The sequence below is a fragment of the Streptomyces sp. NPDC048196 genome (genome assembly GCF_040652715.1).
Taxonomy (GTDB): Bacteria; Actinomycetota; Actinomycetes; order Streptomycetales; family Streptomycetaceae; genus Streptomyces; species Streptomyces siderophoricus.
Window position 1 is genome coordinate 272336 of sequence record NZ_JBEZMM010000001.1, and the last position, 19763, is coordinate 292098.

Genomic DNA, 19763 nt, shown 5'->3' on the forward strand with positions numbered 1-19763 from the left:
GCGCCGGGTGCGCTCAGTCCTCGGCGCGCTGGGTGACCGGCGCCCCGGTGCGGTCCCCGAGGAACTCGTACCACCGGCGCTGCAGACAGACATAGCGGGCGTCGGCCTCGACCAGGCTGAGGAAGGCCGTCACGGTCTCGGCCAGCCGCTGCTGCAAACCGGAGTCGGCCAACTGCCCGTCCTCCGTGAAGCCTTGGTGCGCGGCGGCGAGACTGAACATGTCCGGATAGACCCGGGTGCCGAGGTGCTCCAGAGGCACCCGCAGCGCCCACAGCCCCCGGTTGCCGCCGACCAGCGAGGGGGAGGCGGAGAGCAGCAGTGCGTGCTTGGTCTTGAACGGCTGCGGCCGGATCCGTGAGACCCAGTCGATCGCGTTCTTCACCACGCCCGGGACGGAGGCGTTGTACTCGGGCGAGGCGATGACGAAGGCGTCGGACCGCTCGATCCGGTCCCGCAGCGCCAGCGCGCCGGCCGGCAGCCCCTCCGCGACCTCCAGGTCCCCGTCGTACAGCGGCATGCCGAAGTCCCGCATCCCCGCGAGGTCGACCGTGGCGCCGGCCTCGGTCATCATCCGGGCCACGAGGGCGGCCAGCCGGGCGTTGGCCGACGCGGCCCGCAGCGAAGCACCGAGGACCAGTACGCGCAGCGGACCGGGGTGGGCGTCGGCGGGCAGGGCCATGGCATTCGTCCTTTCCGCACCCCGGCCGGGTCGCCCGGTGCGGGGGCAGCGTATCCGCGGCACGGCCGGAAACCCGGCATCCACCGGGCCCGCCGTGCCACGTCACCGTCACGAGGAGTTGCTGCGGGCCCGCCGACGGGCCATCCGGCGCCGCTCTGCGCGCCGCTCCTCCTCGTCCAGGCCGCCCCAGATGCCGTTGTCCTGGCCGGAGGCGAGGGCCCAGTCCCGGCACTCGGCGATCACCGGGCACTGCCGGCAGACGGCCTTGGCCTCCTGGATCTGCAGCAGCGAGGGGCCGGTGCTGCCGACCGGGAAGAAGAGTTCCGGGTCCTCGTCCCGACACCGGGCACGATGACGCCAGTCCATGGGAGTACCTCCGTTCCGCGCCACGAGCGCGGTCGATGTCCGCTGTGGGGGCGGGCGGGCCTGGCCGCACACCGGTCGGCAATTTCCGTACCGGGACGCCCCGTTGTGGTCGGGTGCCCCGTCCCGCCCCGGCAATGCGCCGGAACTCAGCGGACCACCCAGCCCCGGTCGCGCAGCGCATCGGTGAGCGGGCGCGCCACGTCCGGGGCCACCCACAACTCGACCGCGCCGTCCGTCGCGTCCGGTACGGCCGGGGCGTCCGGCAGCACCATGCCTTCGAGGTCCACCCGGGCCTCGGCCACGTCGCCGAGCAGCCGCTCCAGCTGCCGTTGCGGACCGCCGACGGCTATCGAGAGCACCCGGTGCCGGTCGGCGCCCGCCGGCCCGTGCGGGGCGGCGATCCGTGCCCGGCCCGTGCTGCCGCGCCGCAGCACCCCGGTCAGTTCCGCCAGGGCGGCCGGGTGCTCCTGCGGAACGTCCTCGGTCAGTCGGGCGAGCGCCCGGGCCGCCGTCGTCAGGTCCCGGCCCAGCTCGGCCAGCAGCGGGCCGAGGGCGGCCGCGTTCGCCGCGAGGATGTCCGTCCACAGTCCGGCGTCGCCGGCCGCGGTCCGGGTGACGTCCCGCATGCCACGGCCGGCCAGCCGCACCGCGTACTCCTCGCCGTCCACCAGCCGGGCGGCGGTGAGGCTCGCCATCAGGTGCGGCAGATGGGACACCAGCGCCACGGCCCGGTCGTGGTCGGCCGGCGGCAGCAGGACCGGCACCGCACCGCACAACGAGACCAGCTCCAGCACCCGGTTGAGCGCGCTCTCCCGGGACTCCGGGGTCGGCGTCAGTATCCAGTGGCGGTCCTGGAAGAGATCGGCGCGGGCCGCCAGCGGACCCGAGCGCTCCCCGCCGGCCATCGGATGTCCGCCGACCAGACCGGTGGTGTCACAGCCGAGGGCCAGGCACTCGGCGTGCACCAGCGCCTTCACGCTCGACACGTCCGTGTACACCTGGGCCAGTTCGGCCTTCTGGTGGTCCGCGATGGTCCGGGCGACCTCCGACGGGGGGACCGCGATGACCGCGACGTCCACCGGGTCCGGCGGGGGACCGGGGACGCCCGCCCCGAGCGCGGCAGCGATCCGCACGCTGTCCGGGTCGCGGTCGAGCAGATAGGTGGTCACGCCCCGGCCGGTCAGTGCCAGGGCGATGGAAGTACCGATGAGACCCGTGCCGACGACGCAAGCGGTATGCAAGAGAACGCTCCTGGGCCATGAAGGGGGAAGGCGGACGCGTCCGGGCCCGCCCGGCAGGGGAACGGGCGGGCCCGGAGGTCCTGGGCAGGTACTACCGGTCGGCCGGTGCCTGGGCCGGGGCTGCCTGCTCCGCCGCCTCGGCCGGCCTGCCGAACAATCGACGCACCAGCGCCGGATTGGTCAGCATCACCGCGTTGCCGATCAGGATCAGGGCGACACCCACCAGGTCCCGCACCGTCCAGTGGAAGCTCTCGAAGACCGTGGACAGCAACAGCGCCACGATCGGGAAGAGCACCATGGCGTACGCGGCGCGCTCACCACCGATCCGGCCGAGCAGGGTGAGGTACGCGCCGAAGCCGAGCACGGAGCCGAAGACGGCCAGATAGACCAGCGAACCGGTGTACTTCAAAGACGGGTCGAAGGCCGCCCCGCCACCACCGAAGGCGAGCGCGAACGGGGCCGTGAGCAGCGCCCCGTAGGCCATCGCGAAGCCGGTGCCCTGCACCACCGGAATGCCGGCGGCCTGGGTCTTGCCGGAGACGACGTTGCCCAGACAGAAGACCAAGGTGCCGAGGGCGGAGAGCACGATGCCCTGGCCCGATCCGGACGACAGCCCGAAGTTCTGGAACTCCGGCCAGAACACGGTGACGATCCCCAGCAGTCCGATCGCCCCGCCGAGCAGCATCTTCGCGGTGATCGTCCGCCGGAAGAAGACGCGGGCGAAGACCATGTTCACCAGCAGCGACATCGCGAAGATGATCGAGACGAGGCCGGTGGTCAGATGCTGTTCGGCGAAGTAGAAGCAGACGAAGTTGGTGGAGAACATCAGCCCGCCCATCAGGACGAACTGCCCGTGCACCCGCAGGGGATAGCGCAGCGGCAGTCCCCGCAGCCGGGCCCAGGCCAGCAGGATCACCGCGGCCAGCGCGAACCGGTAGGCCACGGACACCGTGGGGTGCACATCGCCCAGCTGGCCCTTGATGGCCAGCCAGGTCGAACCCCAGATCAGCACCGTCACCACATAGAGAACGGCGTTCACAGGCAGCTCCGTTCCAGCAGGCCCACCAGCCGGCGGGCCCCTTCGGCGACCTGTTGGGGTGTCAGATAGCTGAGGGAGAGCCGGATCTGGCACCGGCCCCCCTCGTCGTCCGGGTAGAAGTAGTTCATCGGTGTCCAGATCACTCCGTGCTCGCGGGCGGACTCTTCCAGCAGCGCATTGTCCGCCGGCACGGGGAGGGTGAGGGTCAGGAAGAACCCTCCGTCCGGCACGTTCCAGTCGATGCCGGCCGCCTCCCGCCGCTCGGGTGGCAGCAGCCGTTCCAGGCTCTCCAGCAGGACCGCCAGGTTCTCCTGGTAGAAGTCGGCGGCCGGCTTGTTGGCCTCGCGCAGCCGGAAGTCATGGGTGAGCAGCATCCCCCCGATGACCGCCTGGCTGAGCGCCGGGGTGTTCACCGTCACCATGCCCTTGATCTTGGACAGTTCGTCCGCCAGCAGGGTGCGGCGGCCGTCCGCGGCCTCGACCTCCTGGTCGGCGACGACATAGCCGACCCGGGCGCCCGGGAAGCAGGTCTTGGCGAACGAACCGAGGTAGACCACCCGCCGCCGCTCGTCCAGCGCCTTGAGCGTGGGCAGCCCGCTGCCGGTACGGGTGAAGAACCCGTAGGGGTTGTCCTCCAGGAGGAGCAGGTCCTCCTCCTCGGCCAGCTCCAGCAGCCGCCGGCGGGCCTCGACCGGCATACAGGTCCCGGTCGGATTGGCGAAGTCCGGCACGACGTAGAACGCCCGCGGCCGCTTCCCGGCCGCCCGCAGTTCGGCGACCGTACGGCGCAGCACCTCCGGGTCCGTCCCGTGCGGGCCCTCCGGGACGTGCGCGACGGACAGGTCCAGCAGCCGGGCCGCCCCGGTGATCCCGACGTAGCACGGCGACGGCACCAGCAGCACGTCCGACGGCTCGGCGAACAGCGCCCGCAGGACCAGGAACATGCCCTCCTGACAGCCGACGGTCACCACCAGCGACTCCGGTGCCGCCTCGATGCCCTCGTCGTTGCGCAGCGCCCGGGCCACCAGCTCGTGGATCTGGCCGTTGGTGCGCCCGTACTGGAACAGCAGCGTGCGGACCTCGTCCGGGGTGCGGCCCAGGTCTTCCACGAGGTGGCGCTGGTAGGCCGCGAGGTACTCACCGATCCGCTCGACCTCGAAGAGCCCTTCGTACGGGCGTCCCGGGCCGAAGGAGATCGCCTCCGGATAGCGGGAGGTGACCTCGTTGAGGAAATTCATCACCTCCATGAGGGGGTCGCCGAGCGAGCCGTGCAGCTCGCCGGCCGGAAGTACGGTGGGGGTGGAGCCATTGGTCACCGGGGGTCCTCCCAGAGGACGGGGCAGAAGTCCGGGTCGGTGTAGTCGGGGTTGCCGTGCGCGTCGGTGCGCACCAGCACGTCATTGTTGTAGACGACGAGGTCGCCGGACGACAGCTCGTAGGGCCGCCACTGGTTGGTGCGGTCCTGGAGGTGCAGCGAAATGGCGCGCCGCGGACGGTCGCTGACGTTGTACCCGCTGCCGTGGTAGGTGCGGCAGTGGTGGAAGCTGATGTGGCCCTTGGGGATGTTCACCGGGACCTTGACCACCTCGGAGTTGTTGAACGCGGCGTTCTCCGCGAGCATGTCCTCCAGCTCCGACCGGTCCCGCTCGGCGAAGTGCCGGCTGGTGGTGTCGTCCCCACCGGTCTCCTTCCAGCGGTGGCTGCCGTCGACCATCGTGATGGTGCCCATCTCCTCGTCACAGTCGTGGAACGGGATGAACGCGGTCAGCATCTCGTCGGAGGAGCAGGTCTGCCAGTAGTGCCGGTCGAAGTGCCAGGGCACGATGTTGCGCTCGTCGTCCGCGCGCTGCGGCTTGTGGATCAGGGTGCTGTTCCACAGGCGTATCTGGCTGGTCTCCGCTATTCGCGCGGCGACCGCGGCGATGAGCGGCTTGGACAGGATGCTCCGGACCGTGTCGTCCTCGTAGAAGATGTAGTCGTTGTGCCGGTGGACGTCGCCCTTCTCCGGCTCCCAGTACGCCAGCCGAGGCGGCCGGACCGGGAGGGTCCGGTCCCGGTGACCGCCGTAGAAGCGGTCGGCCGCGGCATCGAGCGCGTCGACCTCGTCGTCGGTCAGCAGCTTCTTCGACAGATACCAGCCGTGCTCCTGGTAGAACTGCACCTCGTCATCGGTGGGCAGCAACGCCTCTTCGGCGGCGGTCAGCGGGCGCGGGGTGTCATTGCGAGTCATGCCATATCCCTGTCGTTGGTGAGAAGGGGCTGGGAAAGGGGATCGGGGGAGAGCTGGGGCAGGCCGGCGGCGGGTGCCGCCGCCGCGGGGGCGAGGTGCAGCAGGTCCGGGGCGATCGCGTCGAGGACCGGGCGGCCGGTCAGGGCCATCGCCTCCGTCAGCTCCGCGCGGAGGGTGGCCAGCACCCGTTCGGCGCCGGCCGCCCCGTCGACGGCCAGGCCCCACAGGACCGGGCGGCCGACCAGCACCGCACGGGCCCCCAGCGCCAGCGCCTTGAGCACGTCCGTGCCGCGCCGGATGCCGCCGTCGACCAGCACCTCACAGGTGTCGGGTACCGCCGCGACGACCTCCGGCAGGGCGTCCAGCGCCGCGATCGCACCGTCGAGCTGCCGGCCGCCGTGGGTGGAGACGATCAGGCCCTCGACGCCCAACTCGGCCGCCTGCCGCGCGTCCTGCCCGGTCAGTACGCCCTTGAGGACCAGCGGCAGATTGGTCAGCGAGCGCAGCCACGCCAGGTCCTGCCAGGTGAACGCGGCGTCGTGGTGCCGGGCGGCGTGCTCGGCCAGGGTGGAGCTGCCGGCCCGGCTGCCGTGCAGACCGCCGGCCTGGCCCTCGTCGAGGTTCACCGGCCGGATGTGCGGGGGAAGGCTGAAACCGTTCCGCAGATCGCGCTCCCGGCGCGCCATCCGCGGCGCGTCGACGGTGATCACCAGCGCCCGGTAGCCGGCCGCCTCGGCCCGGCGCACCAGCGACTCGGTCACCGCGCGCTCGCGCAGCACGTACAGCTGCAGCCAGAGCGGTCCGGTCGCCGCCCGGGCGGTCTCCTCGATCGTCCGGCTGGCGAAGGTGCTGGTGACGGTGAGCGCGCCGACCGCACCGGCGGCCCGCACGGTCGCCGTCTCGCCCTCCGCGTCGACCAGTTGGTGGTACGCCATCGGCGCGACACCGACGGGGAAGGACACCGGGGAGCCGAGCAGGGTGGTGCCCGGCTCGCAGTGGGAGACGTCGACCAGGGTCCGCGGGCGCAGCCGGTAGCGCTCGTACGCCGCCCGCTCCCCGCGCAGCGTCACCTCGTCCCCGCTGCCGCCGGCGATGAAGTCGTACACCGCCCGGTCCAGTCGGGCGCGGGCCGCCGCCTCGTAGTCCTCCGGCGACAGCAGCACCTCCCCGGCGTCGGCCCCGGGCTCCCGGCCGGCCCGCGCGGTCATACGCCGGCCTTCGCGGACGCGCCGGCGGGAACCGCGTCGCCGCGCGGATCGTCGGCCTCGTCGGTGCGCGTCCGCTCGCGCTCCACGGCCTCGTACAGCGCCTTGATGTTGCCGCTGCCGAAGGTCCGGGCGTCGAGCCGCTGGATCAGCTCGAAGAACACCGTGCGGCGGGCGTAGGGGGACCGGGTGAAGACCTGGACCAGCTGTCCCCACTCGTCCCGGTCGGCGAGCAGACCGAGGTCCTGCAGTACCGCCGGGTCGATGCCCACCTCGATGCCGCGCTCCGCGAGCGAGGCGTAGTAGCCGGCCGGCGTGGAGAGCAACTCCACGCCGGACAGCCGGAGTTCACGGGCGGCGTGCACGATGTCGTCGGTGCTGTAGGCGACGTGCTGGACGCCCGGGCCGTTGAACCCGTCGAGGAAGTCGTTGAGCTGTCCGCGGCCGCCGACCGGGTCGGGCTCGACCATGGTGAAGGTGATGCCCCGGGTCTCGTCCTGGACGACCTTGGAGGCCATCGCCTGGCCGCCGACCACGATGTACTCGTCGTAGGTGTGCTTCAGGCCCAGCGCCCGCTGGTAGAAGTCGACCATGGTGTCCAGCGAGCCGGCCCGCAGGCAGAGGGCCAGGTGGTCGACCGAGCGGAGCAGGGCGGGCCCGGACGCCTCGGCGGCCTCCGCCACCGGCCGGTACCGCCCCGGCAGGAAGTGGGCCGAGGCCTCGTCGTCGCCGTCGCGCTGGACGAAGCTGTGGACCAGGTCGTTGGTCGCGGCGACGGTGGCGCGGACCACCCGCACCCCGTCGTCCTCGAACGTCTCCGGCCCGGCCACCGGCTCGGCCCCGGCGGCCAGCGCCTGCTCGAAGTCCGCGACGGCATCGGTCGACCGCAGGGCCACGTCCCGTACGCCGTCGCCGTGCCGGTGGACGAAGCGGGCGGCCCGGTGGTCCGCGTGCAGGGCGGAGGTCAGCACCAGGCGGACGCCGCCGTGCGCCAGGACCAGCGACCGGGCGCCGGCGAGACCGGTGAGCGGCCCCGCTTCGGCCACCACCCGGAAGCCGTAGGTCCCGCAGTAGTAGTGGGAAGCCTGATTGACGTCCCCCACATAGAACTCAACGTGGTCGATGGAGTGGGCGGTCACAGTGATCCAATCTGTTGCTCGGGAGGTGGGAGCAGCCGCAGCCGGCGCACCGCGGCTCGGCGCGGCGCCGGAAGCGTGCGGCGACGGAGCAGGGGACAAGGGGCGGGAGCGGGCTACCGGAGGGGACCGGACGCCTCGGCAAGTGAGCGGAAAATGGCGGCGGTCGAGGTGGCGCCGGGGTCCTGGTGGCCGATGCTGCGCAGCCCCAGGTACGCCGCCCGGCCCTTCCGGGCCTGCAGCGGAACGGTCTCCCGCATCCCGGCCTCGGCGGCCTCGGCCGCGGCGTGCGCCGCCGTGGCGAACGCGGCGCCGGACTCCGCGGCGGCCCGGAAGGCGCCGACCGCGGGGGCGTATGCGTCGATCATGGTCTTGTCGCCGGGCACGGCCGCGCCCAGCTGCTGGATCTTCGCCAGCGCCGCGGCGAGCCCGGCCGCGAACCGCCGGGCGTCGACCTCGGGGGAGGAGCCGAGCGCCTCGCCGAGGGCCCGGAACGCGCCGCCGAACAGCGGTCCGGACGCGCCACCGACGACCGAGACCAGACAGTTCCCGGCCCGGAGGAGGATCTCGCCGGGTGCGTCGGTGCCGTCCGGCGCCGCGACGGGTGCGGACGGCCCGGGCCCGGAGCGGGCCAGGCCGGCCTGTACCGCGGTGAACCCCCGGGCCATGTTGGCCCCGTGGTCCCCGTCGCCGATGGCGGAGTCCAGACGGGTGAGCAGGTCCCGGTCCCGGTGCATGGCCGAGGTGGTGTGCTGCATCCAGCCGAGGGCGAGCGCCGAGTCCACCGCTACTCCTCCGGTTGTGCCGATCGTTCTGCACCGGCGGGGTCGCACCGTCCGGCTCGTCCGGTGGCCGCCCGCATGAGCGTCCGGGCCGCCCGGCCACCGAGGCGGAGTCCTCGTCGACGCGCGGAACTCCGGCCCCGGCGCCGGCGTCACCGGCCCGGACAGCACTAAGTTGTCGCTCTTCTCCGCAGGCTTCCGCATGGCAGGCGCTCCTTCGTTCCCCCGGTGCCCGCGACCTTGAGGGCGAGTCGGATAACTAACGCTTTACCGAAAGCTGTTCGGCATTGCCGAATGGCCATAGGAAGCAAAACGCAGCGACCCCGGCCCCGTCAAGGGCTTCGGCGCATTGGCAACGCAGGCAACACAATCGCCGGGCAACCAGCCCCTGAGCACTGCGGGTTGATGAACCCGTGATGAAGCCGTGGGGTCTTCGGCGCACGTCAACCGGCGGCGCGCAGCCCGGCGTTGCGTGGCGCGCCGAGGTCCCGCGACAGGCTGCGGGCCACCTCGCGGACCGCGATCGCGCACTCCTGGCGAACGGTTTCGGCCAACAATCGCTCGACCGGTCCCACCAGCCCGAGCGCGCCCACCACCTCGCCGCTGCGGTCGAACACCGGCGCCGCGATCCCCGCGTCGCCGAGCGTCAACTCGCCCTCTTCCAGGGCATATCCGGTCTCCCGGGCCCGGTCCAGCTGGGTCGCCAGCCAGCCCGGGTCGTCGATGCTGGCCCCGGTGACCCGGGCCAGCTCGCCCGCGAGCAGCTCGCCGCGCCGCTCGGCCGGCAGGAACGCCGCGATCGCCTTCCCGATCGCGCAGGCGTTCCAGGGCAGGCTGGCCCCGGTCTCCAGCACCTGCACCGACCCGCCGGGCCGGAACGCATGGTGGATGACCAGAACCTGACTACCCGTCAAAATCCCCACCCAGACGGCCGCGCCGGCCTGGTTGGCCAGCAGGTCCGCCCAGGTCACGGCGCGGGTACGGAGCTCGTGCGAGTCCAGATAGGCATTGCCGAGGGTCACCAGGCCCGGGCCCAGCCGGTACTTCCCGGTCTCCCGGTCCTGGACGACCATGCCCTCCGACTCCAGGGTGCGCAGCAGGGCGTGGACGGTCGGCTTGGCCACTCCGATGCGGTCGGCCAGCTCGGTGACGCCCAGGCGCGGCGTCGCCGTGGCGAGCTCCCGGAGCACATGGATCGCCCTGTGGACAGCCTGGACCATCGATCAACTCCCTGTTCGGTATTGCTGAACGGCGTTCCGCTCCGTAGAGTCCTCGTTCATGACACCGCTGGTTGGCATCGTACTTGTGTCGCACCGTGCGGAGATCGCCTTCGGCGTACGGACCCTCATCGAGCAGATGGCCGGTCCCGGAGTCGTCGTCGCCCCGGCCGGCGGCACCGATGACGGCCGCACGGGTACCAGTTACTGCCGCATCCTGGGCGCGCTGCGCACCGCCGCCACCGGCGAAGCGGGCGCGGTGGTCCTCCCCGACCTGGGCAGCTCGGTCCTCGCCACCCGTCTCGTGCTGACCGATCACCCCGGCATCCACGCCGTCCTGGCCGACGCCCCCTTCCTCGAAGGGGCCGTGGCGGCCGCCGTCACTGCCGCGAGCGGCGCCGCCCTCCCCACCGTCCTCAAAGCGGCCGAAGAGGCCCGCCACGCCTCCAAGTTCTGACCGGATCCGACTGTTGTGCCTCGCTCCTGGTGCTACATCTGACCGGATCCGAGCGGTCGCGGCTTATCCCCGGAAGCCGCGGACCAGGAGTTCGGTGTTGCGGTCCGCCGGCCGGCCCGCCATCTCCTCGTGCACCCCGCCCGCCATCCCGTCGGCCAGCCCCGGGGCGTTGTACGACAGCTCGCGGTACAGGGAGGCGAGGCCGACCGCGGAGAGATCGCCGAGGTCGGTCCGGTGCGGTGCCGCGGATTCGATGAGCGTGGTGAACAGCGACACCGTGCCGTCGTGGTTGTCGACCAGCTCCAGCAGCCGGGCGTGCTGCGGATAGTCCACGTGGGACGCGGTGTTGACCTCCCAGAAGGACCGGGCCGGCGTCGGGTGGGGGTGCGGGGTGATGCGGTTGACGTGGCTGTGCCCGTTGATCCACGCCACCACGTTCGGGAACCGGTTCAGCAGCGCGATGACCTCGGCGCCGTCGTGCCGCGGCGCGCCCGTACGGGCCGCGTCCGGGCGCCGGGTCATGCTCGGACTGTGGTGGTGGCTGAAAACCAGGACGTGGGCGTCCGCCGCGCCCGGGTTGTGCACCGGGCGGCCGTCCGCGTCGAAGTAGCGGGAACTGTGCGCCGCCAACGTCCGCTCCAGCCAGCGGAGTTGCTCGCTGTCCAGGGACCCCTCGAAGTGGCCGCTGCGATACGTCGTGTCGAGGCTGATGCCGAGCACGTTCTCCGCGACCGGGAACGTGTAGTACATGCGCTCGCCGTCGAGATGGTTCTCGGTGTAGCCGTGCCCGGCCGGCCCCGCCCCGGCGTGGGCCGGATCCAGATGCGCGCGCAGATACGCGTGCGGGGTCACCATCCGCCGCCGCTCATCGGCGACCACGCTCCGGGCCCCGGCGGAATTGCGCTGCAGAATCTCCTTCAGCACCACGCTCTTGGGATCGTCACCGGTGTTGAGCACCCGGGCCAGTGCGGCCACATCGGCGTCCGGGACGGAGAAGACTTTGCGGGCCCCGGTGAGGTAGTCGCACAGCCAGGGATCGGCCGGATTCAGGCACCCGCCCGGCAGGTCGTCGTGATTGCCCGGCGTCGAATACCAGGGAATGCGCAGCCCGGGGCTGGTCACCGGCCGGATCGCGGCGTCGAGGAATCCGGGGATCTCCGGTAGCCCCCGCCGCTTGTCCTGGTCGCGCAGACCGGCGTCCGGATGCCAGTAGAGCGGAAGCCCGGAATTCTGGACGCCCTCGTACGACGCCGGTGCTCCGGTATTCGGCGTGATGCGGCCCCCGCTCATCAGCGTGAGGAACCACTCCAGCTCCACCATCTCGTGATTGTCGATGTTGTCCCCGGTGGACATCGCGAAGGTCGGCGCCCGCCCGGTGTGCGGCCCGCCGCGGATCGCATTGACCTGTTCCACCAGCGACACCGCACCGGCCACCGACAGCGCCTCCTGCCCCCGCCAGGACCCCGGCGATCCGGCGCGCAGGAATTCGGTCCGCAGCGGGCTCTGGACGTCGGCCACATGCAGATCGGTGAGCTGGACGAAACAGGCCAGCGGGGTGCGCCGGTCCTGCCGCCGGGGCCCGGCCGCGGCCAGCTCGTCCCGCACGACCAGGGGCCAGCCGGGCCCGGAGGCCATCCGCCGGTAGCCGCTTGTGCCGGTGAGCCGGGCGGTGGTCTCCAGGGTCGTGACGCCGTACGGCGCCGGGCGCCCGGAAGCGGGCCGGGCCGGCGACGGCACCGAGTCGGTCCGCGCGGGTCGGGGATCCGCAGCGGCGCTGCTCCGGCGCTGGCCGGGCAGTGCCCAGGCGGCGCCGGCCCCGGCGACGGCGGCGCCGGAGGAGAGAAGGAATCGACGACGGGGGGTGGGGGTGTGCAAACCGGCCATGGGGCCCTCCGTGGACGGCGGCCGGAATGGCGGGCCACCGGGGTGTCACCAAACGGAACATCTCGTTCCGAAGAGTGCGCGGGATGCGTGGCCGGAAGTTGAACGGACCCGGAACGCGGAACACCCATCGCTCGTCGATTCGGGGACGCAAAAATACCCCGCGACGAATTTGACGTCCGGGGTATTTCTCTGCGTATATTGAGGGCTTCTGTGTCTTGGTTGCGCAAGAACACTACCCAACGTTCCAAAGCAAACCGTACTTGAGCGGAGTCGAATTGTCAAACGAGGAATTGCGGCAGGAGCAGGAATTCATCGACCTGCTCTACGAGCGTCTCGCGGAAATGCGCGCGGAAGCCGCGACCGCGGTACGAAAGGCCCTGGCGCTCGCGGGGAACAACGCCCAGGCACGGCTGGAGCGCGATGTCGCGGTGGCCGAGCAGTCCGGTGTGCTGGCCGCCGCCGACGCCGGGGAGTCCGGGCTCTGCTTCGGCAGGCTGGCCTTCCGTGACGGCCGTGACCACCACATCGGCCGGATCGGCATCCGCCGCGACGACGCCGACCACACCCCGCTCGTCCTCGACTGGCGCGCCGAGGTCGCCCGCCCCTTCTACCTCGCCACCGGCCACACCCCCATGGGCCTGCGGCGCAGACGCCACATCAGCACCGAAGGCCGCCGGGTCACCGCCCTGCACGACGAGATCCTCGACCTCACCGACGCCCTCCGCACCGGACACGAAGGCACCGACGCGGACGCCGTGCTGCTCGCCGCCCTGGACACCGCGCGCACCGGCCGGATGCACGAGATCGTGCAGACCATCCAGGCCGACCAGGACCGCATCATCCGCGCCCCGCACCACGGCGTCCTCGTCGTCGAAGGCGGCCCCGGCACCGGCAAGACCGTCGTCGCCCTGCACCGCGCGGCCTATCTGCTCTACGCCCACCGGGAACAACTCGCCCGCCGCGCCGTGCTGATCGTCGGCCCCAACCCCGCCTTCCTCAGCTACATCGGCGAGGTGCTGCCCGCGCTCGGCGAGACCGGGGTACTGCTGGCCACCCCCGCGGAACTCTTCCCGGGCGTCACCGCGACCGGAACCGACACGCCCCGGGCCGCCGAGGTCAAGGGCGGCGCGGCCATGGCCGAGGCGCTCGCGCGGTTCGTCCAGGACCGGCAGACCCTGCCCGATCCGGAGATCGTCATCGAGCACGACGACGGCGAACTGCGGCTGGACGCACCGATGGCGGAGGAGGCCCGGCGCCGGGCCCGCGAGACCCGGCTGCCGCACAACCTCGCCCGCCCGCACTTCGCGTTCCGCATCATCGACGCACTCACCGCCCAACTGACCGACCGGATCGGCGCCGACCCCTACGGCGGCCCGAACCTGCTCGGCGCCGACGACATCGCCCAGCTCGGCAAGGCCATCGCCACCAGCCGCGAAGTGCACCGCGCCATCGAGGAGTTGTGGCCCGCTCTGACGCCCCGGCAGCTGGTCGCGGACTTCCTCGCCGAGCCCGTCCACCTCCCCGAGGCGGACGCCGACGCGATCCGGCGGACCGGCGGACAGTGGACGCCCGCGGACATCCCGCTGCTCGACGAGGCGGCCGAACTCCTCGGCGAGGACGACTCGGCGGCCCGCGCCGCCGCCGAGGCCGAGCGCCTGGAACAGATCGACTACGCCCAGGGAGTGCTCGACCTCTCCTACGGCTCCCGCACCCAGGAGTTCGAGGACCGCGACGACGAGGACTCGGAGGTGCTCGCCGCGCACGACCTGGTCGACGCGGAACTGCTCGCCGAGCGGCACGAGGAGGCCGACCACCGCAGCGCCGCCGAGCGCGCCGCGGCCGACCGCACCTGGGCCTTCGGCCACATCATCGTCGACGAGGCACAGGAACTCTCCGCGATGGCCTGGCGGTTGCTGATGCGCCGCTGCCCGACCCGCTCGATGACCCTGGTCGGCGACCCGGCCCAGACCGCGGAACCGGGCGGCTGCGGCTCCTGGGAGGCGATCCTCACCCCGTACGTCGGTGACCGCTGGGAGCACACCCGGCTCGGCGTCAACTACCGCACGCCGACCGAGATCATGGCGGTCGCGGCCGAGGTGCCGCGGTCCCTGGACCCGGACTTCGCGCCGCCCCGTTCGATCCGTTCCACCGGTGTACGGCCCTGGGCGCAGCGCACCGACGACCTGGCGGGCGCGGTGGCCGCGGCCGTCGCACGGGAGAGCCGGGCGGACGGCCGGCTCGCGGTGATCGCCCCGCGCTCCCGGCACGCGGACCTGCTGCCGCTGCTCCCGTCCGCGTCCGCCGGACCGGCCCCCGACCTGACCGGCCCGGTCGTGCTGATCGATCCGCGGCAGGCCAAGGGCCTGGAGTTCGACACCGTGCTGGTGGCGGAACCGCACGAGCTGGGCGCCAGCGATCTGTACGTCGCGCTCACCCGGGCGACCCAGCGGCTGGGCGTGCTCCACACAGGAGCGCTGCCGGCCGGGCTCGCGGCGGCGCCGCTGGCGGAGGCCACCGCGGCCGACCGGTGACGCCCGGCGCGGGCGGCGCGGGGCGGGGGAGCGGCGGCGGAACGCCCGCGCCGGTCCGCCGTTCCACGCCGTTCCCGCGCGCCGGTGATGCCCCGTCAGGCCCGCGGGCCGGGGCATGAACGCACCCGCCCCCGGCTAGGCACTCTGCGCCCCTCGCGCACAACCGGCGAGCGGGCCGTTCGAGATCACGGTTCCGTTCCGCCAAGGGGGAGTTTCGGCATGCCCGGACCGCACGGCACGCATCCGCACCACGCCCGGCAGAGAAAGCGTCCGCGCCACGCACTGGCTCTCGTGCTCGCCGCCGCGGTCCTCGTCCTGCCGGCCGGCCCGGCCGCACTCGCCACGCCGGGGTCCGCCACCGTCGAGCGTCCGCCCATCGGCTCCCTGTGGCAGGCCGTCCACCAGGTCGTCCTGCTGGTGAACGGGGAGCGGGCGGCACACGGCTGTCCGGGGGTGCGGTGGAACGCGGCGCTCCAGCGGGCGGCGCAGCGCCATGCGGACGACATGGCCGCGCGCAGGTTCTTCGGCCACACCAATCCGGACGGTGCCGATCCGGGAGCCCGGATCACCGCGGCCGGCTACTCGTGGTCCGCGTACGGCGAGAACATCGCGGTGGGCCAGCCGACCCCGGCCGCCGTCATGAAGGACTGGATGAACAGCCCCGGCCACCGGCGCAACATCCTCCGGTGCGACCTGAAGGACCTCGGCGTCGGCATCCGGGAGGGCACCGGCGGGCCGTGGTGGACACAGGACTTCGCCGCCCGTTGAGGTTGAGCGCGGTGCGGAGGTCGGCGGTCCGGTCGAGCGAGGCGGTGACCCGGACGTCGAGCAGCCGGGTGCCGCGGGTGAACGCCTTCGTCGCGAGGGCGGTGTTGAGCCGCTCGGCGGCGGACGCGGACAGGGTGATCGGGGCCTTGAGGCGCAGCACCCGGGTCCTGGTGTTCAGCGCGGTCCTGAGGTCGGCGCGGGGGAAGCTGCCCAGCGTGATCCGGGTGCCGCGGCCGGTGCGGGCACTGAGCATGCCCCGGCCGAGCTCGGCGGTGAGGCCGGTGAGCCGGAGGGTCTTGTGCGCCTTGGCATGTACGAGGGCCACCCCGCCGGCGCCGAACCGCAGTTCGCCGCCTGCCTTGCCGCCGCTGTTGGTGACCGCACCACCCGAGAGGCGCAGGCTCAGCGTGCGGCTGCCGTCGTGTGCGAGGTGCAGGCGGGGTTTCCCCTTCGTGCCGAGCGCCTTGGGCACCACACCGTGGGTGGCGAGCCGGGTGAGCAGCGCGGACGGGACACGGAAGCGGGCGGTGCCCCGTTCGACGGGAACCTCGGTGTTGCCGGCGTGCCGCGCGGCGGTGGTCCGGCTGCCGGTCGGGGGAGCGGCGCCGGGTGGGGGACCGGCGGCGACGAGTGCGGTGGTCGTGAGCGTGAGAGCGGCGGCGGTGGCGAGACGGCGAGCGGGCATGCGGGACCTCGCTATGTCATGTGATGTACCGATCTGCCACCTTACGTTCCGAACGGTCGGCCGCGGCTGAACGGCGCAGTGCGGCTGACGGCCGGTCAGTGCCGGCCGGCCGGAACGGCCGTACCCTCCTCGACCGCGGTGGCGGCGGACGCGGTGAACTCCGGATCCGGCTCCAGGAACCGGATGGCGACCGCGGTCAGCAGATGAAGCCCGGCGAAGATCCAGACGATCCCCTCGATCCCGAACGGGCCCAGGGCGACCGCGACGACGGCCGGCCCGGCGAAGGTGCTGAGCCCCGCACCGAGGTTGAGCGCGGACATCGCCTGACCCTTGTGGCGCGGCGCCAGCGCCGGTACGAGCGCCGAGATCGGCACGTAGCCGGCCAGCGCGATGCCGTAGAGCGCGGCGGCCACCGCGGAGGCGGCGAAGGACGGGCCGGCCACCAGCGGGACGTAGTACAGCGCGAGGCAGGTCAGCGCACAGGCCACGGCACCGAACCAGGTCATGGTGCGCTGCCAGCCGAGCCGGTCCCCGACGGCGCCGAAGAAGAGATTGGCGAAGATGTTCGCGGTGAACATCACGCTGAGCAGCCGCAGCCATGCCGAGGTGGTGAATCCGGCCGTCTCCGTGAAGAAGAACGGCATGCAGACGAGGAACCCGAACTGGGAACCGGTGCTGACCACGCGTACCGCGGCACCGACGGCCACCCGCGGGCGGCGCCGCATGATCGAGACGCTGCCCGCCAGCGTCGCCAGCGGCCGTTCACCGGCCGGCGCGAGCCGGGAACGACCGGTGGGTTCGCGCACCAGCAGCAGGGCGAGCAGCCCGCCGAGCGTCACCAGTCCGAGCGCGAACCAGAGCGTCTGGTACGAGCCGACCTGCGGGATCGTCGCGCTGGCGAGCAGCGAACCGAGCGTCGGCAGCCCGCCGGTGAAGGCGAACCAGTACCAGCCGACGGCCGTGCCCAGCCGGTGCGGCGGGGTCGCCGCGGTCACCCACACCAGGAATCCGTAGGCGAACAAGGGATAGCCGAAGCCGCGCAGCCCGTAGACGAGCAGCAGCAGCGGATAGTTCATGGCCGGCAGTGCGACCGACAGCAGGAGCAGCTGGAAGACGAGCCAGATGGCGAACCCGGCGGTCATCACCCGCCGCGGCCCCCAGAGGTCGGACAGCGCCCCGGAGAGCCAGGCGCCGACGGCGACGGTGATGCCGTAGACGGCGATGACGACCGCCGCGTCGGCCTTGGTCAGCCCGTGGTCGGCCAGGTACTTCGAGAAGAACCCGGTCTCCACGCCGTCGCCGGTCATGAAGAGCAGGACGCCGACGAAACCCCAGGTCAGCGCCGGGGGTATGCCCAGTCGTGCGAGGCGGGAGCGGTCGGTCGCCGGCCGGGGCGCACCGGCCGGGGTCCGGGCCGGGCTCGACGAGGGGGCGGGGCTGCTCATGGGCCCTCCAGGGCGGAGAAGGAAGGGGATGCGGGTTCCACCGTCGCGTCGGCGGAGCCGGAAAGTGCTGCCGAACGGTGGACCGGCCGCAAAGTCTTCTCGTATTTTGTGCGAAGTCAAGCCTGCTCTGCTAAAAAAGAGCGCACATCCTCGAAGACCCCAGGGAGCCGTGCCCGCCATGACCGCCACCCCCGCGCAGCCCGCGATCCCCACGACGGCCGCGATCCCCGCCACCATGCGCGCCGCCGTCCTGCACGGCCCCGAGAAGCTGACGCTCGAAGAGCGCCCCGTCCCCACCCCCGGACCGGGAGAGGTCCTGGTCCGCGTCGAAGCGGTCGGCACCTGCGGCTCCGACGTGCACTACTACCGGCACGGCCGGATCGGCGACTTCGTCGTGCGGGAACCCCTCGTCCTCGGCCACGAGGCGGCCGGCACCGTGGTCGCCTGCGGGCCGGGCGTCGACCCGCAGCGGACCGGCCGGCGCGTTGCCGTCGAGCCCGGCACCCCGTGCGGCACCTGCGGCGAATGCCGGGCCGGCCGCTACAACCTCTGCCCCGGAATGCGCTTCCTCGCCACGCCCCCGGTCGACGGCGCCTTCTGCGAATACCTGGCCGTCCACCAGGACTTCGCCCATGCCGTCCCCGACTCCCTGACCATCGAGGACGCCGCCCTGCTGGAGCCGCTCTCGGTCGCCGTCTGGGCCTGCCGCAAGGCCCGCGTCGCCCCCGGTGACCGGGTGCTGATCACCGGAGCGGGACCCATCGGCCTGGTCGCCGCCCGGACCGCACGCGCCTTCGGCGCCCGGGAGGTGCTCGTCACCGACGTCGTCCCGCACCGCCTGGAACTCGCCCGCGCGGCCGGCGCCACCACCCTCGACGTCTCCCGCACCCCGCTGCCCGAGGCCGGCTGGACCCCCACCGTGCTGCTGGAGTGCTCCGGCGTCCCGGCGGTGACCGGCGAGGCGATCCGCACCGTCGGCCGGGCCGGCCGGGTCGTGCTCATCGGCATGGGCGGGGACGAGATCCCGCTCCCGCTCGGCCGGGTGCAGAACCACGAACTCGAACTCACCGGCACCTTCCGCTACGCCCACACCTGGCCCACCGCGATCGCGCTGGTGGAGTCGGGTGCGGTCCGGCTCGACTCGCTGGTCTCGCACCGTTACGGTCTTGCCGAGGCCGAGCACGCACTGACCGTCGCCACCAAGGACGCGACCGCCGTGAAGGCCGTCATCCATCCGCAGCGGTAGGCGCGCCGCTGCCGCTGTGCGACCGGGAAAGGGGCGGCCCCGATGGCTTCCACACGGTCGTCGCTGGCCGAGGTCGACCGGCGACGACAGGACGTACTGGCCTTCGTCGTCGAACGCGGAGAGGTCCGGATCGACGAACTGGCCAGGCACTTCGGGGTCAGCCTCGCGACCATGCACCGCGACCTGGACCAGCTCGCCGAACGCCGGCTGCTGCGCAAGGAACGCGGCCGGGCCGCCCCCTTCCCCACCCTCACCATGGAAACCGCCACCCGCTTCCGCATCGGCGTCCAGCGCCCGCTGAAGGAGGCGCTGTGTGCCGCGGTCGCCGACGAGATCCGGCCCGGCAGCACCGTCGTCCTGGACGACTCGACCACGCTGTTCCCGCTCGCCGCGCGGATCGCCCGGACCGAGGCGGTCGCCGTGGTCACCAACTCCCTCGGCGTGGCCCGGCTGTTCGACGAGACACCCGGCGCCGACGTCACGCTGCTCGGCGGTCGCTACCGCGGCGAATTCGGCTCCTGCGTCGGCCCCGACGTGCTGCGCGCCCTCGGCCGGCTGCGCGCCGACCTCGCGGTGATGTCGGCCGTCTCCATCCTCGGCGGCCGGCTCTTCCACCCCATCCGCGAGTACGCCGAGATCAAGGAAGCCATGCTGGACTGCGCCCGGCGCTCCCTGCTCCTCGTCGACCACACCAAGTTCGGCAAGACCGCCACCCACGCGTACGGCGACGCCGGCCGCTACGACCGCATCGTCACCGACCGCGCCACCCCCGCCGCCGAACTCGCCGCCCTGCGCGACCGCGGCGCGACGGTCGACGTGGTGGACGCCTGACCCGTCCCCGCGCGAAGCGGC

The 19763-nt window shown here is 72.6% G+C and carries 16 protein-coding genes and 1 pseudogene; 5 read left to right on the forward strand and 12 right to left on the reverse strand.

The window, feature by feature from the left end:
• Nucleotides 1–13: 13 nt before the first annotated feature.
• From AB0E02_RS01335 to AB0E02_RS01380, 10 genes are all read right to left on the reverse strand, one after another.
• Complete coding sequence (locus AB0E02_RS01335) at nt 14–673, reverse strand: NAD(P)H-dependent oxidoreductase (RefSeq protein WP_362135532.1); 660 nt, start codon at nt 671–673, stop codon at nt 14–16.
• Nucleotides 674–787: 114 nt separating this feature from the next.
• Nucleotides 788–1045 (reverse strand): WhiB family transcriptional regulator, encoded by a 258-nt coding sequence (locus tag AB0E02_RS01340; protein ID WP_362134685.1) that lies wholly within the window; start codon nt 1043–1045, stop codon nt 788–790.
• Nucleotides 1046–1191: 146 nt separating this feature from the next.
• Complete coding sequence (locus AB0E02_RS01345) at nt 1192–2286, reverse strand: prephenate dehydrogenase (RefSeq protein ID WP_362134687.1); 1095 nt, start codon at nt 2284–2286, stop codon at nt 1192–1194.
• A gap of 91 nt (nt 2287–2377) precedes the next feature.
• Nucleotides 2378–3325 (reverse strand): DMT family transporter, encoded by a 948-nt coding sequence (locus AB0E02_RS01350; protein WP_362134689.1) that lies wholly within the window; start codon nt 3323–3325, stop codon nt 2378–2380.
• Nucleotides 3322–4641, reverse strand: a complete 1320-nt coding sequence (locus AB0E02_RS01355) for a PLP-dependent aminotransferase family protein (RefSeq protein ID WP_362134691.1) — start codon at nt 4639–4641, stop codon at nt 3322–3324. The genes AB0E02_RS01350 and AB0E02_RS01355 overlap by 4 nt, the downstream gene beginning before the upstream one ends.
• The gene (locus AB0E02_RS01360; protein ID WP_362134693.1) at nt 4638–5555 is read right to left on the reverse strand and encodes a phytanoyl-CoA dioxygenase family protein; all 918 of its coding nucleotides are present in this window, start codon (nt 5553–5555) and stop codon (nt 4638–4640) included. Before AB0E02_RS01360 ends, AB0E02_RS01355 begins: the two co-directional genes overlap by 4 nt.
• Nucleotides 5552–6763, reverse strand: coding sequence for an alpha-hydroxy acid oxidase (locus AB0E02_RS01365; protein WP_362134695.1), 1212 nt, complete (start codon nt 6761–6763; stop codon nt 5552–5554). Before AB0E02_RS01365 ends, AB0E02_RS01360 begins: the two co-directional genes overlap by 4 nt.
• A complete protein-coding gene (gene hppD / locus AB0E02_RS01370; RefSeq protein WP_362134697.1) occupies nt 6760–7899 on the reverse strand; it encodes a 4-hydroxyphenylpyruvate dioxygenase in 1140 nt (379 codons plus the stop codon). The genes AB0E02_RS01365 and hppD overlap by 4 nt, the downstream gene beginning before the upstream one ends.
• Before the next feature lie 113 nt (nt 7900–8012).
• Nucleotides 8013–8681, reverse strand: coding sequence for a dihydroxyacetone kinase subunit DhaL (gene dhaL, locus AB0E02_RS01375; RefSeq protein ID WP_362134699.1), 669 nt, complete (start codon nt 8679–8681; stop codon nt 8013–8015).
• A gap of 440 nt (nt 8682–9121) precedes the next feature.
• Complete coding sequence (locus AB0E02_RS01380; RefSeq protein WP_310722910.1) at nt 9122–9898, reverse strand: IclR family transcriptional regulator; 777 nt, start codon at nt 9896–9898, stop codon at nt 9122–9124.
• 58 nt (nt 9899–9956) lie between these two features.
• Here AB0E02_RS01380 and dhaM point away from each other — a divergent pair, with 58 nt between their 5' ends.
• Nucleotides 9957–10352 carry a dihydroxyacetone kinase phosphoryl donor subunit DhaM gene (gene dhaM, locus AB0E02_RS01385; RefSeq protein ID WP_362134702.1) on the forward strand — a complete coding sequence of 132 codons (396 nt, stop codon included), beginning with the start codon at nt 9957–9959 and terminating at the stop codon, nt 10350–10352.
• A 63-nt stretch (nt 10353–10415) separates the two neighbouring features.
• Here the strand turns inward: dhaM and AB0E02_RS01390 are convergent, their stop codons facing one another.
• Nucleotides 10416–12236, reverse strand: a complete 1821-nt coding sequence (locus AB0E02_RS01390) for a TIGR03767 family metallophosphoesterase (protein WP_362134704.1) — start codon at nt 12234–12236, stop codon at nt 10416–10418.
• 290 nt (nt 12237–12526) lie between these two features.
• Here AB0E02_RS01390 and AB0E02_RS01395 point away from each other — a divergent pair, with 290 nt between their 5' ends.
• Both AB0E02_RS01395 and AB0E02_RS01400 read left to right on the forward strand, forming a co-directional pair.
• Nucleotides 12527–14767, forward strand: a complete 2241-nt coding sequence (locus AB0E02_RS01395; protein WP_362135534.1) for a DNA/RNA helicase domain-containing protein — start codon at nt 12527–12529, stop codon at nt 14765–14767.
• 402 nt (nt 14768–15169) lie between these two features.
• A pseudogene (locus AB0E02_RS01400) lies at nt 15170–15535 on the forward strand (CAP domain-containing protein); the annotation flags it as partial.
• A gap of 780 nt (nt 15536–16315) precedes the next feature.
• Here the strand turns inward: AB0E02_RS01400 and AB0E02_RS01405 are convergent.
• On the reverse strand, nt 16316–17665 hold the full coding sequence (locus AB0E02_RS01405) for an MFS transporter (protein ID WP_362134706.1): 1350 nt from the start codon (nt 17663–17665) through the stop codon (nt 16316–16318).
• A gap of 178 nt (nt 17666–17843) precedes the next feature.
• On the opposite strand from AB0E02_RS01405, the gene AB0E02_RS01410 reads away from it, so the two are divergent.
• Together AB0E02_RS01410 and AB0E02_RS01415 are read left to right on the forward strand one after the other, a co-directional pair.
• A complete protein-coding gene (locus AB0E02_RS01410; protein WP_362134708.1) occupies nt 17844–18911 on the forward strand; it encodes an NAD(P)-dependent alcohol dehydrogenase in 1068 nt (355 codons plus the stop codon).
• 42 nt (nt 18912–18953) lie between these two features.
• A complete protein-coding gene (locus AB0E02_RS01415; protein WP_362134710.1) occupies nt 18954–19742 on the forward strand; it encodes a DeoR/GlpR family DNA-binding transcription regulator in 789 nt (262 codons plus the stop codon).
• Nucleotides 19743–19763: the final 21 nt, after the last annotated feature.

Bases quoted from the DNA above. Each gene is read 5' to 3' on its own strand.
- AB0E02_RS01340 (WP_362134685.1), bottom strand. From the start codon at position 1,045: ATGGACTGGCGTCATCGTGCCCGGTGTCGGGACGAGGACCCGGAACTC.
- AB0E02_RS01390 (WP_362134704.1), bottom strand. From the start codon at position 12,236: ATGGCCGGTTTGCACACCCCCACCCCCCGTCGTCGATTCCTTCTCTCC.
- AB0E02_RS01360 (WP_362134693.1), bottom strand. From the start codon at position 5,555: ATGACTCGCAATGACACCCCGCGCCCGCTGACCGCCGCCGAAGAGGCG.
- AB0E02_RS01380 (WP_310722910.1), bottom strand. From the start codon at position 9,898: ATGGTCCAGGCTGTCCACAGGGCGATCCATGTGCTCCGGGAGCTCGCC.
- AB0E02_RS01405 (WP_362134706.1), bottom strand. From the start codon at position 17,665: ATGAGCAGCCCCGCCCCCTCGTCGAGCCCGGCCCGGACCCCGGCCGGT.
- AB0E02_RS01410 (WP_362134708.1), top strand. From the start codon at position 17,844: ATGACCGCCACCCCCGCGCAGCCCGCGATCCCCACGACGGCCGCGATC.
- AB0E02_RS01365 (WP_362134695.1), bottom strand. From the start codon at position 6,763: ATGACCGCGCGGGCCGGCCGGGAGCCCGGGGCCGACGCCGGGGAGGTG.
- AB0E02_RS01415 (WP_362134710.1), top strand. From the start codon at position 18,954: ATGGCTTCCACACGGTCGTCGCTGGCCGAGGTCGACCGGCGACGACAG.
- dhaM (WP_362134702.1), top strand. From the start codon at position 9,957: ATGACACCGCTGGTTGGCATCGTACTTGTGTCGCACCGTGCGGAGATC.